The 22204-nt window shown below is 66.3% G+C and carries 19 protein-coding genes and 3 tRNA genes; all 22 read left to right on the forward strand.

What is annotated here, in order from left to right; all coding sequences use genetic code 11:
- The first annotated feature begins 11 nt into the window (after positions 1 to 11).
- The 22 genes from ACOEQ2_RS17710 to nuoN all read left to right on the forward strand — a co-directional run bounded on the left by ACOEQ2_RS17710 (position 12) and on the right by nuoN (position 22162).
- Positions 12 to 1484 carry an NAD(P)H-hydrate dehydratase gene (locus ACOEQ2_RS17710; RefSeq protein ID WP_419729259.1) on the forward strand — a complete coding sequence of 491 codons (1473 nt, stop codon included), beginning with the start codon at positions 12 to 14 and terminating at the stop codon, positions 1482 to 1484.
- A 52-nt stretch (positions 1485 to 1536) separates the two neighbouring features.
- Positions 1537 to 1621: transfer RNA gene (locus ACOEQ2_RS17715), tRNA-Leu, on the forward strand.
- Between the two features lie 132 nt (positions 1622 to 1753).
- On the forward strand, positions 1754 to 3091 hold the full coding sequence (tig, locus tag ACOEQ2_RS17720; protein WP_419729260.1) for a trigger factor: 1338 nt from the start codon (positions 1754 to 1756) through the stop codon (positions 3089 to 3091).
- Positions 3092 to 3244: 153 nt separating this feature from the next.
- Positions 3245 to 3895 carry an ATP-dependent Clp endopeptidase proteolytic subunit ClpP gene (clpP, locus tag ACOEQ2_RS17725; protein WP_419729261.1) on the forward strand — a complete coding sequence of 217 codons (651 nt, stop codon included), beginning with the start codon at positions 3245 to 3247 and terminating at the stop codon, positions 3893 to 3895.
- Between the two features lie 195 nt (positions 3896 to 4090).
- Entirely contained in the window at positions 4091 to 5347 is a 1257-nt protein-coding gene (gene clpX / locus ACOEQ2_RS17730) for an ATP-dependent Clp protease ATP-binding subunit ClpX (protein ID WP_419729262.1), read from the forward strand.
- 329 nt (positions 5348 to 5676) lie between these two features.
- Positions 5677 to 8058, forward strand: coding sequence for an endopeptidase La (gene lon / locus ACOEQ2_RS17735; protein ID WP_419731267.1), 2382 nt, complete (start codon positions 5677 to 5679; stop codon positions 8056 to 8058).
- A 170-nt stretch (positions 8059 to 8228) separates the two neighbouring features.
- Complete coding sequence (locus ACOEQ2_RS17740; RefSeq protein WP_419729263.1) at positions 8229 to 8513, forward strand: HU family DNA-binding protein; 285 nt, start codon at positions 8229 to 8231, stop codon at positions 8511 to 8513.
- A 53-nt stretch (positions 8514 to 8566) separates the two neighbouring features.
- Positions 8567 to 8638 (forward strand) — tRNA-Val (locus ACOEQ2_RS17745).
- A 79-nt stretch (positions 8639 to 8717) separates the two neighbouring features.
- Positions 8718 to 8794 (forward strand) — tRNA-Asp (locus ACOEQ2_RS17750).
- A gap of 197 nt (positions 8795 to 8991) precedes the next feature.
- Entirely contained in the window at positions 8992 to 9357 is a 366-nt protein-coding gene (locus ACOEQ2_RS17755; RefSeq protein ID WP_419729264.1) for an NADH-quinone oxidoreductase subunit A, read from the forward strand.
- A 7-nt stretch (positions 9358 to 9364) separates the two neighbouring features.
- Positions 9365 to 9988, forward strand: coding sequence for a NuoB/complex I 20 kDa subunit family protein (locus ACOEQ2_RS17760; RefSeq protein ID WP_419729265.1), 624 nt, complete (start codon positions 9365 to 9367; stop codon positions 9986 to 9988).
- Positions 9930 to 10628 (forward strand): NADH-quinone oxidoreductase subunit C, encoded by a 699-nt coding sequence (locus tag ACOEQ2_RS17765; RefSeq protein WP_419729266.1) that lies wholly within the window; start codon positions 9930 to 9932, stop codon positions 10626 to 10628. Before ACOEQ2_RS17760 ends, ACOEQ2_RS17765 begins: the two co-directional genes overlap by 59 nt.
- A 74-nt stretch (positions 10629 to 10702) precedes the next feature.
- Entirely contained in the window at positions 10703 to 11914 is a 1212-nt protein-coding gene (locus tag ACOEQ2_RS17770; protein ID WP_419731268.1) for an NADH-quinone oxidoreductase subunit D, read from the forward strand.
- Positions 11915 to 11920: 6 nt separating this feature from the next.
- Complete coding sequence (locus ACOEQ2_RS17775; protein WP_419729267.1) at positions 11921 to 12661, forward strand: complex I 24 kDa subunit family protein; 741 nt, start codon at positions 11921 to 11923, stop codon at positions 12659 to 12661.
- 16 nt (positions 12662 to 12677) lie between these two features.
- Positions 12678 to 14054 (forward strand): NADH-quinone oxidoreductase subunit NuoF, encoded by a 1377-nt coding sequence (nuoF, locus tag ACOEQ2_RS17780; protein ID WP_419729268.1) that lies wholly within the window; start codon positions 12678 to 12680, stop codon positions 14052 to 14054.
- 3 nt (positions 14055 to 14057) lie between these two features.
- Positions 14058 to 16127, forward strand: coding sequence for an NADH-quinone oxidoreductase subunit NuoG (gene nuoG / locus ACOEQ2_RS17785; RefSeq protein ID WP_419731269.1), 2070 nt, complete (start codon positions 14058 to 14060; stop codon positions 16125 to 16127).
- A 7-nt stretch (positions 16128 to 16134) separates the two neighbouring features.
- Complete coding sequence (gene nuoH / locus ACOEQ2_RS17790) at positions 16135 to 17199, forward strand: NADH-quinone oxidoreductase subunit NuoH (protein WP_419729269.1); 1065 nt, start codon at positions 16135 to 16137, stop codon at positions 17197 to 17199.
- Positions 17199 to 17687, forward strand: a complete 489-nt coding sequence (gene nuoI, locus ACOEQ2_RS17795) for an NADH-quinone oxidoreductase subunit NuoI (protein ID WP_419729270.1) — start codon at positions 17199 to 17201, stop codon at positions 17685 to 17687. The genes nuoH and nuoI overlap by 1 nt, the downstream gene beginning before the upstream one ends.
- The gene (locus tag ACOEQ2_RS17800; RefSeq protein WP_419729271.1) at positions 17684 to 18439 is read left to right on the forward strand and encodes an NADH-quinone oxidoreductase subunit J; all 756 of its coding nucleotides are present in this window, start codon (positions 17684 to 17686) and stop codon (positions 18437 to 18439) included. Before nuoI ends, ACOEQ2_RS17800 begins: the two co-directional genes overlap by 4 nt.
- A gap of 4 nt (positions 18440 to 18443) precedes the next feature.
- The gene (gene nuoK / locus ACOEQ2_RS17805) at positions 18444 to 18782 is read left to right on the forward strand and encodes an NADH-quinone oxidoreductase subunit NuoK (RefSeq protein ID WP_419729272.1); all 339 of its coding nucleotides are present in this window, start codon (positions 18444 to 18446) and stop codon (positions 18780 to 18782) included.
- 1 nt (position 18783) lies between these two features.
- Positions 18784 to 20724 carry an NADH-quinone oxidoreductase subunit L gene (gene nuoL / locus ACOEQ2_RS17810; protein ID WP_419729273.1) on the forward strand — a complete coding sequence of 647 codons (1941 nt, stop codon included), beginning with the start codon at positions 18784 to 18786 and terminating at the stop codon, positions 20722 to 20724.
- Between the two features lie 13 nt (positions 20725 to 20737).
- Positions 20738 to 22162, forward strand: coding sequence for an NADH-quinone oxidoreductase subunit NuoN (gene nuoN / locus ACOEQ2_RS17815; protein ID WP_419731270.1), 1425 nt, complete (start codon positions 20738 to 20740; stop codon positions 22160 to 22162).
- The last annotated feature ends 42 nt before the right edge of the window (positions 22163 to 22204 follow it).

Consider the following 22204-nt stretch of genomic DNA (forward strand, 5'->3'; position numbering starts at 1 on the left):
AGAGACTGCGCATGAACCCGATTCCCCCCTCGCTCGAGCTCCTGACGCCGGACCAGATGGCACGCATAGACCGCCACGCCGCCGACACCGTTCCGGGCGGGGTGCAGGCGTTGATGCAGCATGCCGGGCGGGCGGTGGCGCGCGCGGCGATGCGGCATACGAAGCCGTCCCCGACGCTGGTGCTGTGCGGTCCGGGCAACAATGGCGGTGACGGGTATGTCGCCGCACGGCTGCTGGCACAGCAGGGGTGGCCGGTGTCGGTGGCGGCGTTTGCGCCACCCCGGGCCGGCAGCGATGCGGCAGGGGCGGCGGCGGATTGGCGCGGTCCTCTGGTGGAGTTCGGACCCGGGCAGGCGGCGCGGGCCGGGCTGGTGATCGATGCGGTGTTCGGCGCCGGGCTCGCGCGGCCGGTGGAGGGCGTGATCGCCGAAACCCTGGCTGCGGCCGGGCGCCTGCTGGCGGTCGACACGCCGAGCGGCGTCGACGGCGCGACCGGGGCGGTCCGTGGCTACGCGCCCCAGGCCTGGATGACGGTCACGTTCCATCGCCGCAAGCCGGGCCACCTGCTGCTGCCCGGACGGGCATTGCTGGGGCGGCTTGAACTGGCCGATATCGGCATCCGCGGGCACCCGGACGACGTCGCCATCGCCGCCTGGCACAACCAGCCGGGATTGTGGCGGCTGCCGGAGGTCGGCGCAGAGAGCCACAAATACAGCCGCGGCGTGGTCAGCGTGTGCGGTGGCGCGCACATGACCGGCGCCGCCCGGCTCTCGGCGGCGGGCGCACGCGGCGCCGGCGCCGGGCTGGTGCGGATCGCCGCCGAGCACGGCGCCGACATCTACCGGATGGGCGCCGCCGGGCTGATCGTGGATGAACAGCCGCTGGCGGAGCTGCTCGAGGATGAGCGCCGACACGTCTGGGTATGCGGCCCGGGTCTCGGGGCGGACGAGGTCCGGGCGACGCTGCCGGCATTGCTGGCGGCGGGGCGGCAGGTGGTGGCGGATGCCGGGGCGCTCACCGAGGCGGCCGGCTCACCGGAGCGACTGCGCGGGGTGAGTGTCGCCACGCCGCATGCGGGCGAGTTCCGCAAGGTGTTCGGCGACCCCGGCGACGACCGGGCAGGGGCCGCCCGCCGGGCGGCGGCGTCGTTCGGTGGCGTGCTGCTGCTGAAGGGCTCCGACACCATCGTGGCCGCCCCCGACGGCCGGATCTCGATCAACGACAACGCGACCGCCTGGCTCGGCACCGCCGGATCGGGCGACGTGCTGTCGGGGATCGTCGCTGCGTGCCTGGCCGGGGGCATGGAGCCGTTCGAGGCGGCCTCGGCAGCGGTGTGGCTGCATGGCGAGGCCGGCCGGCTGGCGGGCGACGGTCTGATTGCCGAGGACCTGCCGCTGCATCTGCCGGACGCCTGCAAGAGGGCGCGCGAGATGTGCGCCGGGCTGCCCTTGCCTCTCGCGGGCTTGATTAGCGGGGGCGCGTGAGCTAAGGCCGGCCCTCGCGGAAGCGGGTTGGCGGCTCGGCAGCAGCACCCAGGCGGGCGTGGTGAAATTGGTAGACACGCCAGATTTAGGTTCTGGTGGCGCAAGTCGTGGGGGTTCAAGTCCCTCCGCCCGCACCAGTCTTGCCCGTTCCAGCTTGGCCAGGGCCAGCCAGCCTGACCACGCCGGCTTCCGGTCCAGCCCCATCGCCGACGCTCCGCGCAATCGGGTCGTCGGCAGCGTCGTATGAACACGAGAGGATTGCCTGGCTCATGCAGGTCACTGAAACCCTTAACCAGGGTCTGAAGCGCGGCTTCACCGTGGTGGTGCCGGCAAGCGAGCTGGAGAGCAAGCGCACCGCCAAGCTGACCGAGCTCGGTCGCACCATGAAGCTGGCCGGGTTCCGTCCGGGCAAGATCCCGCTTGCGGTGGTCCGGCAGCGCTACGGCACCGCCGTAACCGGCGAGATCCTCGAGCAGACGGTCAACGACGCGACCCGCGACCTGATGACCGAGCGCGGCCTGCGGCAGGCGAGCCAGCCCAAGGTCGAGCTGGTCAGCGGCGCCGAGCCGACCGGCGCCACCGACCTCGAATTCACCGTCGAGCTGGAGCTGCTGCCGGAGATCGTGCAGCCCGACCTGACGCAGCTGTCGCTGACCCGCCTGAAGGCCGAGCCGGATCCGGCGACGGTCGACAAGGCGCTGGCCGACATCGCCAAGCGCCAGCGCAGCTTCGAGACCATCGAGGAGACCCGCGGGGCCACCACCGGCGAAGTGCTGACGGTCGATTTCCTCGGCAAGGTCGAGGGCGTCCCGTTCGAGGGCGGCGAGGCCCAGGACGTCAATGTCGAGATCGGCGGCGAGGGCTTCATCCCCGGTTTCGCCGAGCAGCTCGACGGGCTGGCGCCGGGCGAGAGCCGCACCATCGAGGTGACCTTCCCCGAGGACTACCAGGCCACCGAGCTCGCCGGGAAGCTGGCCACCTTCGACATCACCGCCAAGGCCCTGAAGCGCGCCATCGAGCCGGCGATCGACGACGACCTCGCCAAGAAGCTCGGCTTCGAGGGGCTGGAGCAGGTCCGCGAGGCTTTGTCCGGCCAGGTCAGGCAGGAATACGACCAGATGTCTCGCATGCGGATCAAGCGCGAGCTGCTCGACCAGCTGGCCCTGCAGACGCCGTTCGATGCGCCGGAAGGCATGGTCGAGGGCGAGTTCCAGTCGATCTGGTCGCGCGTCGAGCAGGACCAGAAGGCCGGCCGCCTGGACGAGGAAGACAAGGATAAGGACGAGGCGACGCTGCGGTCCGACTACCGCCGGATTGCCGAGCGCCGGGTGAAGCTGGGGCTGCTGCTCGCCGAGATCGGCCGGTCCAATGGCGTCACCGTGACCTCCGACGAGATGGTGCGCGCGATGCGGGCCGAGGCCAGCCGCTACCCGGGGCAGGAGGCGCAGGTCATCGACTTCTTCCGGCAGAACCCGCAGGCGGCGGAAACCCTGCGCGGGCCGATTTTCGAGAACAAGGTCGTCGACTACGTGCTCGAGCTGGCCAAGGTCGAGGAGAAGGTCGTGACCCCCGAGGAGCTGGCCGAGATCCCGCCGGCCGAACTCTAAGGCCTGACCCCAAGGCAGGCGCCGGGACTAGCACGGGCGCATTTAGTCTCTATCTTGTGTGGACCGGATGCCCAGGCGCCATCAAACGAGCCGGCCGGCATGGGGCGTCATCCCCCATGCCGGGCCAGCCACCTCAGGTCAGGATTAGAGCAGATGTGGGACCGTGATCCCGTCGAGATCTACAACAACGCCCTGGTGCCGATGGTGGTCGAGCAGACCTCCCGCGGCGAGCGGGCGTTCGATATCTATTCGCGGCTGCTGCAGGACCGCATCATCTTCCTGACCGGGCCGGTGTACGACCAGGTCGCCGCTGTGATCTGCGCCCAGCTGCTGCATCTGGAGAGCGTCAACCCGACGAAGGAGATCTCCTTCTACATCAACAGCCCGGGCGGTGTGGTGTCGGCCGGGCTCGCGATCTACGACACGATGCAGTACATCCGCAGCCCGGTGAACACGCTCTGCATCGGGCAGGCCGCGTCGATGGGCTCGCTGCTGCTTGCGGCCGGTGCCAAGGGCAAGCGGCTGGCACTGCCGAATGCCCGCGTGATGGTGCACCAGCCTTCGGGTGGTGCGCAGGGCCAGGCCAGCGACATCGAGATCCAGGCCAAGGAGATACTCTATCTCCGCCAGCGCCTGAACGAGATCTACGAGACCCACACCGGCCAGACGCTGGAAGAGATCGAGCGCAAGCTCGAGCGCGACAGCTACATGTCGGCGCTGGAGGCCAAGGAGTTCGGCATCGTCGACGAGGTGCTGCAGAACCGGCCGGTGCCGTCGTCCGAGGATGCTGCCAACCGCGGTTGAGACTGGCGGCGCCGCTCCAGGCGCCCCATGTCAGCCCGTGCGACGGATGGCCGGACTGCCGAACGCGTCCTCTCGGTTGCGTGATGCGGCGATCCGGTCGATCCTCGGCACTTGATGAAGTTTCTGGGGCAGGTCTAGTCTGCCCGGCTTGACCCATGACGGCGCGACCCGGCCGCCGTTGGGGTAGGAGTGGCCATGACCAAGTCGAGCGACTCGAAGAACACCCTGTACTGCTCGTTCTGCGGCAAGTCGCAGCACGAGGTGCGGAAGCTCATCGCCGGTCCAACCGTGTTCATCTGCGACGAGTGCGTCGAGCTGTGCATGGATATCATCCGCGAGGAGCACAAGACCCACCTGGTGAAGTCGCGGGATGGGGTGCCGACGCCGAAGGAGATCTGCAAGGTCCTGGACGACTACGTGATCGGCCAGTTCCATGCCAAGAAGGTGCTCTCCGTCGCCGTCCACAACCACTACAAGCGGCTGGCTCACGGCGCCAAGAACAACGACGTCGAGATTGCCAAGTCGAACATCCTGCTCGTCGGCCCGACCGGCTCGGGCAAGACGCTGCTGGCTCAGACCCTGGCCCGCATCCTCGACGTGCCGTTCACCATGGCTGACGCCACGACGCTGACCGAGGCAGGCTATGTTGGTGAGGATGTCGAGAACATCATCCTCAAGCTGTTGCAGTCGGCCGATTACAACGTCGAGCGGGCGCAGCGCGGCATCGTGTATATCGACGAGATCGACAAGATCAGCCGCAAGTCGGACAACCCCTCGATCACCCGCGACGTGAGCGGCGAGGGCGTACAGCAGGCCCTGCTCAAGATCATGGAGGGCACGGTCGCCTCGGTGCCGCCGCAGGGCGGACGCAAGCACCCGCAGCAGGAATTCCTGCAGGTCGACACCACCAACATGCTGTTCATCTGCGGCGGCGCCTTTGCGGGCCTCGAGAAGATCATCGGTGCGCGTGGCAAGGGTGCCGGCGTCGGGTTCGGTGCCCACGTGCAGGCACCGGAGGAGCGTCGGACCGGCGCCATCCTGCGCGACGTCGAGCCGGAGGACCTGCTGAAGTTCGGGCTGATCCCGGAATTCATCGGTCGCCTGCCGGTGGTTGCCACCCTCGAGGACCTCGACGAGCCGGCGCTGATCGAGATCCTGACCAAGCCGAAGAACGCGCTGGTCAAGCAGTACGCACGGCTATTCCAGATGGAGGGCGTTAAGCTTTCCTTCACCGAGGACGCGCTAAAACACATCGCGCTCAGGGCGATCGCCCGCAAGACCGGCGCGCGCGGCCTGCGCTCGATCATGGAGGCGATTCTGCTCACCACGATGTTCGACCTGCCCGGACTCGAGAATGTCGACGAAGTGGTGATCAACCGCGACGTCGCCGAGAGCAAGGCGAACCCGGTGTTCGTGTATGGGCAGGAGCGGCCGGCGGAGCAGTCCGCCTAACCCGCTTCTGGCGGCGCCTGGATCGGGAAGCGCTCCACCCTTGCGGCGTCGACCTGCCGTGCCGACATGCTTCATGACGAGGGCATGACACTACATCATGCCTTGCCGGATCCGGGCGCGCCGTAACGGGCGTCCGGGCCGGGACTGTCCTTCAGGAGGTCAAGATGGTGAACGAGTCCGACAAGAAGCCCGAGGGCTCCAGACACGGCAACGACAACCCGGAATCCGATACCGCTCCGCAGGTCTCGGACGACACGACGCCCCTGGCAGCTGCTTCGCTCGAGGCGGTCACGGCAGGGGATGGAGAGGGGAGCAGCGGCCTCGCCGAGATGACGCTGGCGGTGCTGCCGCTGCGCGACATCGTCGTGTTCCCGCACATGATCGTGCCGCTCTTCGTCGGGCGCGAGAAGTCGGTTCGGGCGCTGGAGGCGGTCACCAAGGAGGACAAGCAGATCCTCCTGGTCGCACAGCGCAATGCATCCCAGGACGATCCGACCGCCGACGACATCTACCGGTGCGGCACCGTGTCGACCATCCTTCAGTTGCTGAAGCTGCCTGATGGCACGGTTAAGGTGCTGGTCGAGGGCGGCCGCCGGGCGCGGATCCGCGAGTTCCGCGAGACCGAGAGCCATTTCGAAGCGGTCATCGAAGAGTTGCCGGAGGCCGCACCCGTGGAAGGTGGCGAGGTCGAAGCGCTGGGTCGCACGGTGGTCGGCCAGTTCGAGCAGTACATCAAGCTGAACAAGAAGATCGCGCCCGAGGTGCTGGTTTCGCTGAACCAGATCGAGGAGCCGAGCAAGCTCGCCGACACGATTGCCAGCCACCTGAACCTCAAGATCTCCGAGAAGCAGGAGCTGCTCGAGACGCTGCCGGTCGCCGAGCGGCTTGAGCGGGTGTTCGCGCACATGGAGGCCGAGATCGGCGTGCTCCAGGTGGAGAAGCGCATCCGTAACCGCGTCAAGCGGCAGATGGAAAAGACCCAGCGCGAGTACTACCTGAACGAGCAGCTGAAGGCGATCCAGAAGGAGCTCGGCGACGGCGAGGAGGGCAAGGATGAGACTTCCGAGCTCGAGGACAAGATCAAGAAGACCAAGTTCACCAAGGAGGCGCTCGACAAGGCCACCGGCGAGCTGAAGAAGCTGCGTGCGATGAGCCCGATGTCGGCGGAGTCGACGGTGGTGCGCAACTACCTCGACTGGATGGTGTCGATCCCCTGGAAGAAGCGCTCCAAGGTCCGCAACGACATCGGTGAGGCCGAGAAGGTGCTCGATGCCGACCATTACGGTCTCGAGAAGGTCAAGGAGCGGATCCTCGAATACCTCGCTGTGCAAAGCCGTGCCAACAAGCTGAAGGGGCCGATCTTGTGCCTGGTCGGGCCTCCGGGTGTCGGCAAGACCTCGCTCGGCAAGTCGATCGCCAAGGCGACGGGCCGCAACTTCGTGCGCATGTCGCTGGGCGGCGTGCGTGACGAGGCCGAGATCCGCGGTCATCGGCGCACCTATATCGGTTCGATGCCCGGCAAGGTGATCCAGGGCATGAAGAAGGCGAAGAGCTCGAACCCGTTGTTCCTGCTCGACGAGATCGACAAGCTCGGTGCCGACTGGCGCGGCGATCCGTCCTCGGCGTTGCTCGAGGTGCTGGATCCGGAGCAGAACAGCACGTTCGCCGATCACTACCTGGAGGTCGATTACGACCTCTCGGACGTGATGTTCGTGACCACGGCGAACAGCCTGAACATGCCGCAGCCTTTGCTCGACCGCATGGAGATCATCCGCATCCCCGGCTACACCGAGGACGAGAAGGTCGAGATCGCCAAGCGGCATCTGCTCGCCAAGCAGACCGAGGCGCACAGCCTGAAGCCGGACGAGTGGTCGCTGTCGGACGACGCCCTGCGCGAGCTGGTACGGACCTATACCCGCGAGGCCGGCGTCCGGAATCTAGAGCGCGAGATCGCCAACCTGGCGCGCAAGGCGGTGAAGGAGATCGTCACCGGCAAGGCCAAGAAGGTCACCATCACCAAGAAGAACCTCGAGAAATATGCCGGGGTGAAGCGGTTCCGCTACGGCGAGGCCGAGAGCGAGGACATGGTCGGTGTGGTGACCGGCCTGGCTTGGACCGAGGTGGGCGGCGAGATCCTGACCATCGAGAGCGTCATGCTGCCCGGCAAGGGGCTGGTGAAGACCACCGGCAAGCTCGGCGACGTGATGCAGGAGAGCGTGTCTGCGGCGCTGTCGTACGTGCGCAGCCGCTCGCTCAGCTTCGGCATCAAGCCGACGCTGTTCGAGAAGCGGGACTTCCACGTGCACGTGCCGGAGGGGGCTACCCCGAAGGATGGTCCGTCAGCCGGTATCGCCATGGCGACCTCGCTGGTCAGTGTCATGACCGGGATCGCGATCCGGCGCGACATCGCCATGACCGGTGAGATCACGCTGCGCGGTCGCGTGCTGCCGATCGGCGGGCTGAAGGAGAAGCTGCTGGCGGCGATGCGGGCCGGGATCACCACGGTGTTCTTCCCGAAGGACAACGAGAAGGACATCGCCGAAATTCCCGACTCGGTGAAGAAGGCGATCAAGCTGATCCCGGTGGCACATGTGGACGAGGTGATTCGTCAGGCTCTGGTGCGTAACCCCGAGGCGATCGAGTGGGAGGAGCCGGCTGAAGCGGTGGCTGCTCCGGCCGTGGCGGTACAAAGCCCGTCTCTGCCGCACTGAACGCGAGCGGGCGGGGCGGCATGCGGTCGCCCCCCTGTTGTGGCCATCCTGCCTCAGTATGCTGGCGGTCTCTCGGGTGGTTCGTTGACGTGGCAGAACGGTGACCGGTAACGTCGGGTTCGCCTGGAGCAGAGTGTTGGCTCCACGGGCGCAATCATGAAAGGCCGTCCATGGAGAAGCCCCTCAACAAGCAGGAGTTGATATCTGCTGTCGCGGACGAGGCGGACCTGCCCAAGGCGAAAGCCGGCGAGGCGGTCGACGCGGTGTTCGCGGCAATCGAGAAGGCATTGAGGAACAAACAGGAAGTTCGGTTGGTCGGCTTCGGCACCTTCGTCGCGGCTGCACGCAAGGCCGCGAAAGGGCGCAACCCGCGCACCGGCGAGGAGATCGACATCCCGGCCTCGACGTCGGTCCGTTTCAAGGCGGGCAAGACGCTGAAGGACGCTGTCAGCTAAGTCGGGCAGCTAGGTTGGGCAGCTGGTCGGGCAGCCAGGTCGGCTAGCCAGGCGGGCGGTTAGCTCAGTGGTAGAGCGTCTCGTTTACACCGAGAGGGTCGGCGGTTCGAAACCGTCACCGCCCATTCCCCTAAGTCACGAAAGCCTCGCCGAGGTGCCTTGACGGGCCAAAGCCGGGTCTTTAAACCGCCGCTCACGCCAGTTGCGGGTGTAGCTCAGTTGGTTAGAGCGCCGGCCTGTCACGCCGGAGGTCGCGGGTTCGAGCCCCGTCACTCGCGCCACTGGTCATCGGATCCGATGACCAGTGCGCTCCGCAGGACAACCCCCCCCGGCCGACGTCAATCAGATGCTGCACCGCACTTGCGGCGCTCGGTGGTTGGATTAAGTTCTGTCGAGGCAGCGCCAGGGTCGTCCGCTTCGGGCAGCTTATTCCGCGAGGCGCCTTGCCTTCCGCGATACACGCTACGAGATCGGTGTCATGCAGACCCTGTTGTCAGATTATTTCCCGATCCTGGTGTTCGTCGTGATCGCTGCTGCGGTTTCGGCGGCGATGCTGGGCGGTTCGATGCTGGCAGGGCGGCAGAACCCGTATGCCGAGAAGGTCACCGCCTACGAGTGCGGCTTCGATGCGTTCGACGATGCCCGCCGCCGCTTCGACGTCCGCTTCTACCTGGTGGCCATCCTGTTCATCATCTTCGACCTGGAGGTGGCCTTCCTCTTTCCCTGGGCAGTCAGCCTCGGCCAGATCGGCCTGTTCGGCTTCCTGTCGATGCTCGGTTTCCTCGGCGTGCTGACCGTCGGTTTCATCTATGAGTGGCGCAAAGGCGCGCTGGATTGGGAATGAGCCGGTCATGAGCGAGAACCACACGATCTCTCCGTCCGTCGCCACCGGTGCTTCGATCGTCCGTTCCCCGGTGGTGGCCAGCGAGCCGGACGTGGTGGCCTGGAACCGGGAAGTCCTGGTACCTGGTCCGGCGCAGGACGCGGTCATCAAGGGCATCACCGGCGAGATCACCGAGAAAGGCTTCGTCGTTGCGAACGTCGACAAGCTGGTGAACTGGGCGCGCACCGGCAGCCTGTGGCCGCTTTCGTTCGGGCTGGCCTGCTGTGCGGTCGAGATGATCCACGCCTTCATGCCGCGCTACGACCTGGACCGCATGGGCATCATCCCGCGCGGCAGCCCGCGTCAGGCAGACGTCATGATCGTGTCCGGCACGCTCACCAACAAGATGGCGCCGGCGATGCGCCGCATCTACGACCAGATGGCCGAGCCACGCTGGGTGATCAGCATGGGCAGCTGTGCCAACGGCGGCGGCTACTACCATTATTCCTACTCGGTGGTGCGCGGTTGCGACCGTATCGTCCCGGTCGACGTGTATGTGCCGGGCTGCCCGCCGACCGCCGAGGCGCTGGTGTATGGGATCCTGCAGCTGCAGAAAAAGATCCGCCGCACCGGGACCATCCTGCGTGGCTGACGCGTCCGCCCGGCTCGGCTCGCTGGCGGTTGCGCTGGCGACCGGCGTCCCCGGTATCGCTTCGGCCGGAGTGGAAAAGGGCGAGTTGGTCGTGCGCGTCGGGCGTGACGGGCTGATCGCCCTGATGACCCGCCTGCGTGACGATCCGCGGCTGGCCTTCCAGCAGATGATGGATCTGTGCGGGGTCGATTTCCCCGAGCGCGCCGAGCGTTTCGACGTGGTGTACAACCTGCTGTCGGTGACGCTGAACCAGCGCTGCCGGGTGATCGTCACCACCGACGAGGTCAATCCGGTGCCGTCCGTGCATCGCATCTGGTCGTCGGCGACCTGGTGGGAGCGCGAGTGCTACGACCTGTTCGGGGTGCTGTTCTCCGACCAGCCGGACCTGCGCCGCATCCTCACCGATTACGGCTTCGAGGGTCATCCGTTGCGCAAGGATTTCCCACTCACCGGGTACGTCGAGGTCCGTTACGACGTCGACCGTCGCCAGGTGATCTACGAGCCCGTCAAGCTGACGCAGGATTTCCGCAATTTCGATTTCGTCTCGCCGTGGGAGGGCATGATGACCCTGCCGGGTGACGAGAAGGCGCATCAGGATCGCCAGGGCATCGTGGCCGGTCCGCCGGGCCAGGCGCGCTAGCCGGTGCCCGGACGCTGCCCCAGGAGCCGGACACGATGAGCGACATCATCCTGCACGACGACATTCCAGACACGATGATGCCCGATCAGGTCGGCGACGGGCGCAGCCTGAAAACCGTCGAGATCGACAGCCACTCGCTGAATTTCGGCCCGCAGCATCCGTCCGCGCACGGCGTGCTGCGGCTGGTGCTGGAGATGGACGGCGAGGTCGTCACCCGTGCGGTTCCGCATATCGGGCTGCTGCATCGCGGCACCGAGAAGCTTATCGAATACAAGACCTACATGAAGGCGCTGCCGTATTTCGATCGGCTCGATTACGTGTCGCCGATGTGCGAGGAGCAGGCCTTCGCGCTCGCCACCGAGAAGCTGCTCGGCATCGATATTCCCGACCGCGCCAAGTGGATCAGGACGATGTTCGCCGAGATCACCCGGGTGCTGAACCACATCCTCAGCGTGACCTCGTTCGCGCTCGATTGCGGCGCGCTTACGCCGGCGTTGTGGGGCTACGAGGAGCGCGAGAAGCTGCTCGAGTTCTACGAGGCGGCGTCCGGCGCGCGCTTCCATGCCAACTATTTCCGGCCGGGTGGTGTCGCGCGCGACCTGCCGGCCGGACTGACCGATCGGATTGCAGCCTGGACGCAGGAATATCCGAAATTCATCGACGATCTGGAGTCGATGCTGACCGGCAACCGGATCTGGAAGCAGCGAACCGTCGGGATCGGCGTGTTCACATCGGAGCAGGCGCTGGACTGGGGTTTCAGCGGGCCGTGCCTGCGCGCGTCCGGCGTGCCGTGGGATCTGCGCCGCGCCCAGCCGTACGACAACTACGACAAGGTCGAGTTCAACGTGCCGGTGGCGCGCAACGGCGACTGCTACGATCGCTATCTGGTGCGCATCGCCGAGATGCGCGAGAGCGTGCGGATCGTCGAGCAGTGCCTGGCGAAGATGCAGCCTGGGCCTATCAAGATCCAGGACACCAAGATCTCGCCGCCATCGCGCAAGGAGATGAAGCGCTCGATGGAGGCGCTGATCCATCACTTCAAGCTGTTCACCGAAGGCTATCATGTACCACCCGGTGCCACGTACACCGCGGTCGAAAGTCCGAAGGGCGAGTTCGGCGTGTATCTGGTGGCCGATGGCAGCAACCAGCCGTATCGGTGCAAGATCCGCTCGACAGGGTTTGCACATCTGCAGGCGCTCGACGAGCTGTCCAGGCGTCACATGCTGGCCGACACGGTCGCGATCATCGGGTCGCTCGATCTCGTGTTCGGCGAGATCGACAGGTAAGGCACGATGTCCGGTCAATTTTCCGCAGAGAATATCGGCCACGGCACGCCCGGCCATACGCCGCGTCCGGCAACCGACCACCAGGTGACAAGCTTCGTGTTCGACGCCGAGAGCGAACAGGAAATCGCGGCGATCCTGGCGAAGTATCCGGAAGGCCGGCAGGCAAGTGGCGTGTTGCCGCTGCTCTATGTCGTGCAGAGCCAGATGCGCCGCGAGAGTGGCAATGCCTGGGTGCCGCGCGTCGCGATGGACGCGGTGGCTGCGAGGCTGTCGATGCCGCCGATCCGCGTGTACGAGGTCGCCACCTTCTACCTGATGTTCAACACCAAGCCGGTCGGGCGGTACCACCTGCAGGTCTGCACCACAACGCCATGCTGGCTGCGTGGCTCGGACGACATCGTGGCTGCTGCGAAAGCGGCGGCGGGCGTTTCGGCGTTCGAGGAAGTCAGCGGCGACGGGTTGTTCAGCATGACCGAAGTCGAGTGCCTGGGTGCGTGCGCCAATGCGCCGATCCTGCAGGTCAATGACGACTACTACGAGGATCTCGACGGCCCCCGCACGGTGGCGCTGATCGAGGCGCTGCGTCGCGGAGAGAAACCCGAGCGCGGACCGACGATCGACCGGTATAATTCGGCACCTGTCGGTGGTCGCACGACGCTGCTCGAGGAGGTCGGCGAGCGCCACGCCGACGGTCAGCCGGGCAATCTGCCGGAGATCGAGCCCGGTGCCTCACCGGCAAACGTCTGAGCCTGGAGCGGGAACGATGCTGAAAGACCAGGACCGGATCTTCACCAACATCTACGGCCAGAACGACTGGCGGCTGGCTGGCGCCCGCGCACGCGGCGACTGGGACGGCACCACCGCCATCCTGGCACGCGGACGCGACGCGATCGTTGCCGAGATGAAGGCGTCCAACCTGCGCGGCCGCGGCGGCGCGGGATTCCCGACCGGCTTGAAATGGTCGTTCATGCCGAAGGTGTCGGACGGCCGGCCGTCGTATCTGGTCATCAACGGCGACGAGAGCGAGCCCGGCACCTGCAAGGATCGCGAGATCCTCAGGCACGAACCGCACAAGCTGATCGAGAGCGCGCTGATCGCCTCGTTCGCGATGGGCGCGCACACCGCGTACATCTATGTCCGCGGCGAGTTCTTCAACGAGACGCGGCATCTGCAGTTCGCGATCGACGAAGCCTACGCGGCTGGGCTGATCGGGAAGAACGCCTGCGGCTCCGGCTGGGATTTCGACTTCTTCGTGCATCGCGGCGCCGGCGCCTACATCTGCGGCGAAGAGACGGCACTGCTCGAAAGCCTCGAAGGCAAGAAGGGCCTGCCGCGGATGAAGCCGCCATTCCCGGCGGCGATGGGACTGTATGGCTGCCCGACGACGGTGAACAACGTCGAGAGCATCGCGGTATCGGCCACGATCCTGCGTCGTGGTGCGGCCTGGTTCTCCGCCCTCGGCCGGCCGAATAATTGCGGCACCAAGCTGATGGCGATCTCCGGTCACGTGAACCGGCCGTGCGTCGTCGAGGAAGAGCTCGGCATTCCGTTGCGCGAGCTGATCGAGACCCACGCCGGTGGTGTGCGTGGCGGCTGGGACAACCTGCTGGCGGTGATCCCCGGCGGCTGCTCGGTGCCGCTGCTGCCGAAGTCGGTGTGCGACACAGTGCTGATGGATTTCGACAGCCTGCGTGCAGAGAAGTCCGGGCTCGGCACCGCCGGCGTCATCGTCATGGATAAGTCCACCGACATCATCCGGGCGATCGCCCGCTTCTCGCGCTTCTACAAGCATGAGAGCTGCGGCCAGTGCACGCCGTGCCGGGAGGGCACCGGCTGGATGATGCGGGTGATGTACCGCATGGTCGAAGGCCGCGCCGAGCTCGAGGAGATCGACATGCTCGAGCAGGTCACCCGCCAGGTCGAGGGCCACACCATCTGCGCGCTCGGCGACGCGGCGGCCTGGCCGATCCAGGGTCTGATCCGGCACTTCCGTCCGGTGATGGAAGAGCGCATCAGGTCCTACAAGGCGACGCACGGGGCGTCCCGCCTGGCGCCGACGCCGGACAACCTGCCGGTGCCGACGGAAAACGTGATGGGCGCGCCGGTTCCGGTGGCGCCCACTCTTGTTGCAGCAGAGTAGGGGATCATGAAGGTCACCGTCGACGGGATCCAGGTCGAGATCGCCAACGGCTCGTCCGTGCTGCAGGCCTGCGAGGCGGCCGGCAAGGAGATCCCGCGCTTCTGCTATCACGAGCGCCTGTCGATCGCCGGCAACTGCCGCATGTGCCTGGTCGAAGTCGAGAAGGCGCCGAAGCCGGTGGCGTCGTGCGGCTATCCGGCTGCCGAGGGCATGGTGGTCAGGACCGACACCGAGGTGGTGCGCCGGGCGCGTCGCGCGGTCATGGAATTCCTGCTGATCAACCATCCGCTGGATTGCCCGATCTGCGACCAGGGCGGCGAGTGCGACCTGCAGGACCAGGCCTATTCCTACGGCGCCGACCACTCCCGCTACGCCGAGAACAAGCGCGCGGTGCAGGACAAGTATCTCGGGCCACTCGTGAAGACCGTGATGACGCGCTGCATCCAGTGCACGCGCTGCATCCGGTTCGCGTCCGAGGTGGCAGGCGTGCCTGAGCTCGGTGCGACGTCGCGCGGCGAGAACATGGAGATCACCACCTACGTCGAGAAGGCGCTCACCTCGGAGCTGTCCGGCAACCTGATCGACATCTGCCCGGTGGGCGCGCTGACCTCGAAGCCGTACGCCTTCATGGCGCGCCCATGGGAGCTGAAAAAGACCGACAGCATCGACGTGCTGGACGCGGTCGGCACCAACATCCGTATCCATGCGCGCGGGCCGGAAGTGCTGCGCATGCTGCCGCGGACCAATGACGAGGTGAACGAGGAGTGGATGGCCGACAAGGGCCGCTTCTCCTTCGACGGCTTCAAGCGCAAGCGGCTCGATCGGCCGTGGGTGAGGGTGCATGGCAAGCTGCATCCGGCCAGCTGGCAGGAGGCGTTCGTCGCCATCGCGCGTCGGCTCGAGGGCGTGAGGGGCGAGCGCATCGGCGCCATTGCCGGTGACCTGTGCGATGCCGAGAGCATGCTTGCGCTGAAGGACCTGATGACGGCGCTGGGCTCCGGCAACATCGATTGCCGCCAGGACGGCGCGCAGTACGACCTGTCACGGCGCGAGTTCTACACCTTCAATACCGGGATCGCCGGGATCGAGGAGGCCGACGCGCTGCTGCTGATCGGCACCAACCCGCGCCACGAGGCGCCGGTGATCAATGCGCGCATCCGCAAGCGTTGGCTCGCGGGCAACTTCCCGGTCGGCGTGATCGGCGCGTCTGGGCCGGACCTGACCTACGACGTGCAGCATCTCGGCGACCGGCCGTCGGTGCTGACCGGGCTGCTCGATGGCGGCGTCGCGTTCGTCGAGCTGCTGAAGTCCGCCAAGCGTCCGATGATCGTCGTCGGCAGCGGTGCGGTGACGCGCGAGGACGGGTCGGCGGTGCTGGCGGCGGCGTGGAAGCTCGCTGAAGCGGTCGGTGCGCTGACCGCCGAGTGGCACGGCTTCAACATGCTGCATCACGCGGCCGCCCGGGTGGGCGCGCTGGATCTCGGCTTCGTGCCGCGTGCGGGTGCGCGGTCGGTGGCCGGCATGATGAGCGGTGGCGTCGAGGTGCTGTGGCTGCTCGGCGCGGACGAGGTCGGCGCAGGTCGCATCGGACCGGATACCTTCGTGGTGTACCAGGGCCATCACGGCGATGCTGGTGCGGCGCGAGCGGACGTGATCCTGCCGGGCGCCACGTATGCTGAAAAATCAGGCACTTACGTGAATACCGAGGGCCGGGTGCAGCGGGCGTTCCAGGCGATCTTCCCACCCGGCGAGGCGCGCGAGGACTGGCGCATCCTGCGGGCCTTCTCCGAAGTGGTCGGGCACAAGCTGCCATACGACACCATCGAGGCGGTGCGTGCACGCCTTGCCGAGGTGAACCCGGTATTCGCCCGCCAGGGACTGCCGCGGTTCGGCGCTGTCGAGCTGGCGGGCCCGGACGGCGATGCGGTCGCGGTCGGATCGGCCGCATTTGCCCCGGTGATGCACGACTACTACCAGACCAATGCGATCAGCCGCGCCAGCCCGACCATGGCGGAGTGCTCGCGGGTGTATGCCCATCCGGTCGTCAGCCCGACCTTCCAGGCCGCGGAGTAGCGCCCTCGTGGATCAATTCCTCTTCCACACGGCGTTCGGCCTGGTCGTGATCACGGTGCTGGAGTGCCTCGCGGTGCTGGTGCCGCTGCTGATGGCGGTGGCCTACCTGGTCTATGCCGAGCGCAAGGTGCTGGGCGCCATGCAGCTGCGGCGCGGCCCCAACGTGGTCGGGCCGTTCGGGCTGTTCCAGACCTTCGCCGACGCCATTAAGATGCTTACCAAGGAGACGGTGATCCCCGCCGGGGCGAACCGCGTCCTGTATCTGTTCGCGCCGTTCCTGACCTTCGTGCTGGCGATGATGGCCTGGGCGGTGATCCCCACCAACAACGGTTGGGCGATCGCCAACATCAACGTCGGTGTCCTTTACCTCTTCGCGGTGTCGTCGCTGGGCGTGTACGGCATCCTGATCGCCGGCTGGGCCAGCAACTCGAAATACGCGTTCATGGGCGGCCTGCGCTCTGCAGCCCAGATGGTGTCCTACGAGGTGTCGCTCGGTCTGGTGATCGTCTCGATCCTGCTGATCGTCGGCAGCCTCAACCTGAACGACATCATCCTGGCGCAGCGGCACGTCTGGTTCATCCTGCCGATGCTGCCGATGTTCGTGATCTTCTTCATCTCCTCGCTGGCGGAGACCAACCGCGCCCCATTCGACCTGCCAGAAGGCGAGAGCGAGCTGGTGGCGGGCTTCTTCGTCGAGTACAGCGCGCTGGCGTTCGGGCTGTTCTTCCTCGGCGAGTACATGAACATGATCCTGATGTCGGCGATGACCAGCATCCTGTTCCTGGGTGGCTGGCTGGCGCCGTTCAATAGTGCGCCGTTCACCTGGATCCCCGGCCCGATCTGGCTGATCCTCAAGATCTGTGTCGTGCTGTTCATGTTCATCTGGGTGCGGGCGACCTTCCCGCGCTACCGCTACGACCAGCTGATGCGTCTCGGCTGGAAGGTGTTCCTGCCGTTCTCGCTGGTGTGGATGATCCTCACCGCGGGATTCCTCCTGGCGACCGGGCTGCTTCCCGGCATGCCACAGGCGGGCGCCGTGTCGTCCGTCGTGATCAACCATGGTGTCGGCTGATGGCCCTGCTCGATCGAACCGCGCGATCCTTCCTGCTGCTCGAGCTGCTCGGCGGCCTGAGCATGACCTTCCGCTACATGTTCAAACCCAAGGCCACCATAAACTACCCGTACGAGAAAGGTCACCTGAGCCCGCGCTTCCGCGGCGAGCATGCGTTGCGCCGCTACCCGAACGGGGAGGAGCGCTGCATCGCCTGCAAGCTGTGCGAGGCGGTGTGTCCGGCGGAGGCGATCACCATCGAGGCGGAGCCGCGCGAGGATGGATCACGGCGCACGACGCGCTACGACATCGACATGACCAAGTGCATCTATTGCGGGCTGTGCGAGGAAGCCTGCCCGGTCGACGCGATCGTCGAGGGGCCGAACTACGAGTTCGCCACCGAGACGCGCGAGGAGCTGATGTACAACAAGGACAAGCTGCTCGCGAACGGCGATCGCTGGGAGAGCGTGCTGGCCCGGCGCCTCGAACAGGACGCACCCTACAGATGATCATCACCCAGATCGCCTTCTACCTGTTCGCGACCGTGCTCGTGATCGCCGGGGCGATGGTCGTCAGCGCGCGCAATCCGGTGCATGCGGTGCTGTTCCTGATCCTGGCGTTCTTCAACGCCGCCGGGCTGTTCCTGATCGCCGGCGCCGAGTTCCTGGCGATGATCCTGGTCATCGTCTATGTCGGCGCCGTCGCGGTGCTGTTCCTGTTCGTCGTCATGATGCTGGACGTGAACTTCAACCAGCTGCGCGAGGGCCTGCAGCGCTACACCCCGGTGGGGGCGGCGATCGGCGTGGCGCTGTTCGCCGAGCTGGTATTCACCATCGGCGGCTGGAAGCTGATCCCGACGACCGTGCCCGTCGCGGCCACGACCGGCCCGGCGATCAGCAACACCCAGGCGCTCGGCCGGGTGATCTACACGGACTACATCCTGCTGTTCCAGGCATGCGGCCTGGTGCTGCTGGTAGCGATGATCGGTGCGATCGTGCTGACCCTGCGCGAGCGGCCGTCCGCGCGGCGCCAGGACGTGACGCTGCAGCATCTGCGCCAGCCGGCCGACACGATGCAGCTGATGACGCTCGGGCTGGGCGAGGGCACCGGCGAGAGCGGCGGCTTCATCCGACCGCCGGCGGGATACGGCGCGGTTGCCGCGCATGGCGCCGGGCGCGCACCGGAGCAGCACGAAACCCCCGAGCGGCAGCACGAAACTCCCGAGCGGCAGCACGAAACCAACGAGCACCTGGGAGCCTGAGCGGATGAACCTTGTCCAGGGATCCGGCGGACTGCAGGCAGTCGGGATCGGGCCGTATCTGTTCGTGAGCGCGCTGCTCCTGGTGCTCGGCGTGTTCGGGATCTTTCTGAACCGCAAGAACATCATCATCATCATGATGTCGATCGAGCTGATCCTGCTGGCGGCGAACCTCAACCTGGTGGCGTTCTCCGCCGCCCTGGGCGAGTTGTCCGGCCAGGTGTTCACGCTGTTCTCGCTGACCGTGGCGGCTGCCGAGGCGGCGATCGGGCTTGCCATCGTCACCGTGTATTTCCGCAACCGCGGCTCGATCCAGGTCGAGGACGTGACTTTGATGAAGGGCTGAGATGCTTTCGGTCGCCCCCCTTTTCGCGCTGGCAGTCTTCTCGCCCCTCGCCGGCGCGCTCATTGCCGGCCTGTTCGGCCGTCTGATCGGCGACCGCGCGTCGATGGTCGCCAGCGTCCTGCTGATGGTCGTGGCGTCGCTGGCCGCGATCGGCGCGCTCTGGCTCGGCGTGGTCACCGGCTCGCAGACCATCGGCGTGCCGATCTCGAGCTGGATCCAGGCAGGCGGCTTCCACGCCGCGTGGATCCTGCGCTTCGACGCGCTGTCGGCCTCGATGGTGACGATGGTCACCGTGGTTTCGACCGTCATCCACATCTACAGCATCGGCTACATGCACGGCGAGAAGACGCCGGTCGCGCGCTTCTTCTCCTATCTGTCGCTGTTCAGCTTCGCGATGCTGATGCTGGTGAGTGCAGACAACCTGATCCAGCTGTTCTTCGGCTGGGAGGGCGTCGGCCTGATGAGCTACCTGCTGATCGGCTACTGGTATGACCGTCCAAGCGCCGCCGCCGCCGCTGTCAAGGCGTTCATCGTCAACCGCGTCGCCGACCTCTTCTTCATGGTCGGGATCGCGCTGCTGTTCCTTCAGTTCGGCACCGTCGAATACGACAACATCTTCGCGCTCGTGCCGTCGCACGTGAACGCGGCTTATCACCTGTTCGGCAGCGACTTCCGCGCCTACGAGGTGATCGGCGTGCTGCTGTTCATTGGGGCGATGGGCAAGTCCGCGCAGCTGTTCCTGCACACCTGGCTGCCGGACGCGATGGAAGGCCCGACCCCGGTCTCGGCACTGATCCACGCCGCGACCATGGTGACGGCCGGCGTGTTCCTGATGGCGCGGATGTCGCCGCTGATCGAGTTCGCGCCTTACACCAAGGGAATGGTGATGGTGATCGGCGCCAGCACCTGCTTCTTCGCCGCGACCGTCGGCCTGGTGCAGCCCGACATCAAGCGCACCATCGCGTATTCGACCTGCTCGCAGCTCGGCTACATGTTCATCGCCGCCGGTGCCGGTGCCTACCAGGCTTCGATGTTCCACCTGACCACGCACGCCTTCTTCAAGGCGCTGCTGTTCCTGAGCGCCGGTTCGGTGATCCACGGCCTCGCCGGTGAGCAGGACATGTTCAAGATGGGCGGCCTGTGGCGGAAGCTGCCGATCACCTATGCCGCGATGTGGGCCGGCTCGCTTGCGCTGGCCGGCATCCCGCCCTTCGCCGGCTGGTGGTCGAAGGATGCGATCATCGACGCGGCCTGGTTGTCCGGCGGCATCGGCTATTACGGCTGGGTGATGGGCGTCGCGACGGCGTTCCTGACCGCGCTGTATAGCGGCCGCCTGCTGTTCCTGGTGTTCCACGGCGCACCGCGTGACCAGCATCTCGCAGACCATGCGCATGAGAGCCCGGCGGTCATGGTCGGGCCGCTGGTGTTCCTGTCGCTGGGTGCGGTGTTCGCCGGCTGGCTGCTCTATGCGCCCTATGTCGGGACCGGGCAGGCGGCGTTCTGGAATGGGGCCATCTTCAGCGGGGCTGAGAACCACGTGCTGGCACAGCTGGAGACGTTGCCTCTGCTGATCACGCTGGTGCCGACCATTGCCGCCCTGCTCGGTGCCGCGGTGGCGTACTACTGCTACATGGCACGCCCGCAGGTGCCGGCGCTGCTCGCCGCCCGCTACCGGCCGATGTACCTGTTCCTGCTGAACAAGTGGTATTTCGACGAGCTCTACGACGCGATCTTCGTAAGGCCGTATCGCGCCCTGGCCCGCGGGCTGTGGCATATCGGCGAGGAGGGGCTGATCGACGGTGCCTCGAACGGCGTCGCCTTGCTCACCACCGACGGCTCGACCCAGCTCGTCAGGCTGCAGACCGGCTCGATCGCGGTCTATGCCTTCACCATGCTGATCGGCCTGGTGATTCTGATGTCCGTCTTCCTGATCTTCCGGTGATCGGCGCCCCATGATGAACTGGACCCTGGCCGTTCCGGAGATCTTCCTCTCCGTCTGCGGTCTCGCCATCCTGGTGTTCGGCGTGCTGCAGAAGCGCCGCGAGCCCAGCTTCTCCTGCACCGTGCTGGCTATCGCCGCCTTCGTGGTGACCGCCTTCCTGGTGATCCAGGCGCCGGAGGGTGCCGGCTACAAGGGCACCTTCGTGAATGACGGGTTCGCCCGCTTCATGAAGATCCTGGGCCTGGTCGGCGCGGCGTTCAGCGCGATCCTTGCGCTGGATTATAATGGCCGGCAGAAAATCGACCGGTTCGAGTTCCCGGTGCTGCTGCTGTTCTCGACCGTCGGCACCATGATGATGGCGTCGTCGGAGAACCTGATGACGCTGTATGTCGGCCTCGAGCTGCAAAGCCTGGCGATCTACATCCTCTGCGCCTTTGCCCGCGACGAGCTGACCTCGGCGGAAGCCGGGCTCAAATACTTCGTGCTCGGCTCGCTGGCATCGGGGCTGCTGCTGTACGGGATCTCGCTGGTCTATGGCTTCGCCGGCACGATGGAATATACCGGCCTGCGCACGGCCCTGACCGGGGCTGGCGTGGTGCCGGCCGGGCTGGTCATCGGCATCGTGTTCGTGTTCGTGGGGCTGGCATTCAAGCTGTCCGCGGCACCATTCCACATGTGGACGCCCGACGTGTACCAGGGTGCGCCGACCTCGGTGACGGCGTTCATGGCCGGTGCCCCCAAGGTCGCCGCGTTCGCACTGCTGCTGCGGGTGATGGCGGGTCCGTTCGGACATCTGGCGCATCAGTGGCAGCTGCTGGTCGAGCTGGTGGCGATCACCACGATGCTGGTCGGATCGCTCGCGGCGATCCCGCAGGTCAACATCAAGCGGCTGATGGCGTACTCCTCGATCGGCCACATGGGCTACGCGATGATCGGCGTGGCGGTCGGCACCGAGGCCGGCACGCGCGGCACGCTCGTGTATCTGACGACCTACCTGTTCATGACCATCGGCGTGTTCGCCTGCATCATGGCGATGCGCCGCCGTGGCCGCCCGCTGGACCGGATCAGCGACCTGGCCGGCCTGTCCCGCACCGACCCGATGCTGGCGCTGGCGATGGCGATCTTCATGTTCAGCATGGCCGGCGTGCCGCCGCTCTCCGGCTTCTTCGGCAAGCTGCTGGTGTTCTCGGCGGCGGTGCAGTCCGGGATGTGGACGCTTGCCGTGGTCGGCGTCGTCAGCAGCATCATCGGCCTGTACTACTACTGGAAGGTGGTGAAGGTGATGTATCTCGACGCACCGCTGCCGGCCTTCGATCGCCGCGCACCGTCGATCTCCTTCGTCGCCGGTGCAATGGGCTTGGTCACCGCCTTGTTCCTGCTGGTTCTTGGGCCGGTGAACGGAGCGGCGCAGGCGGCCGCCCTGGTGCTGTTCAGGTAATGGGCACTCACCCGCATTGATCGCAGCACCATCATCCGGGGC

The sequence above is a fragment of the Lichenicola sp. genome, from assembly GCF_965198575.1.
In the GTDB taxonomy this organism is placed as follows: Bacteria; Pseudomonadota; Alphaproteobacteria; order Acetobacterales; family Acetobacteraceae; genus Lichenicola.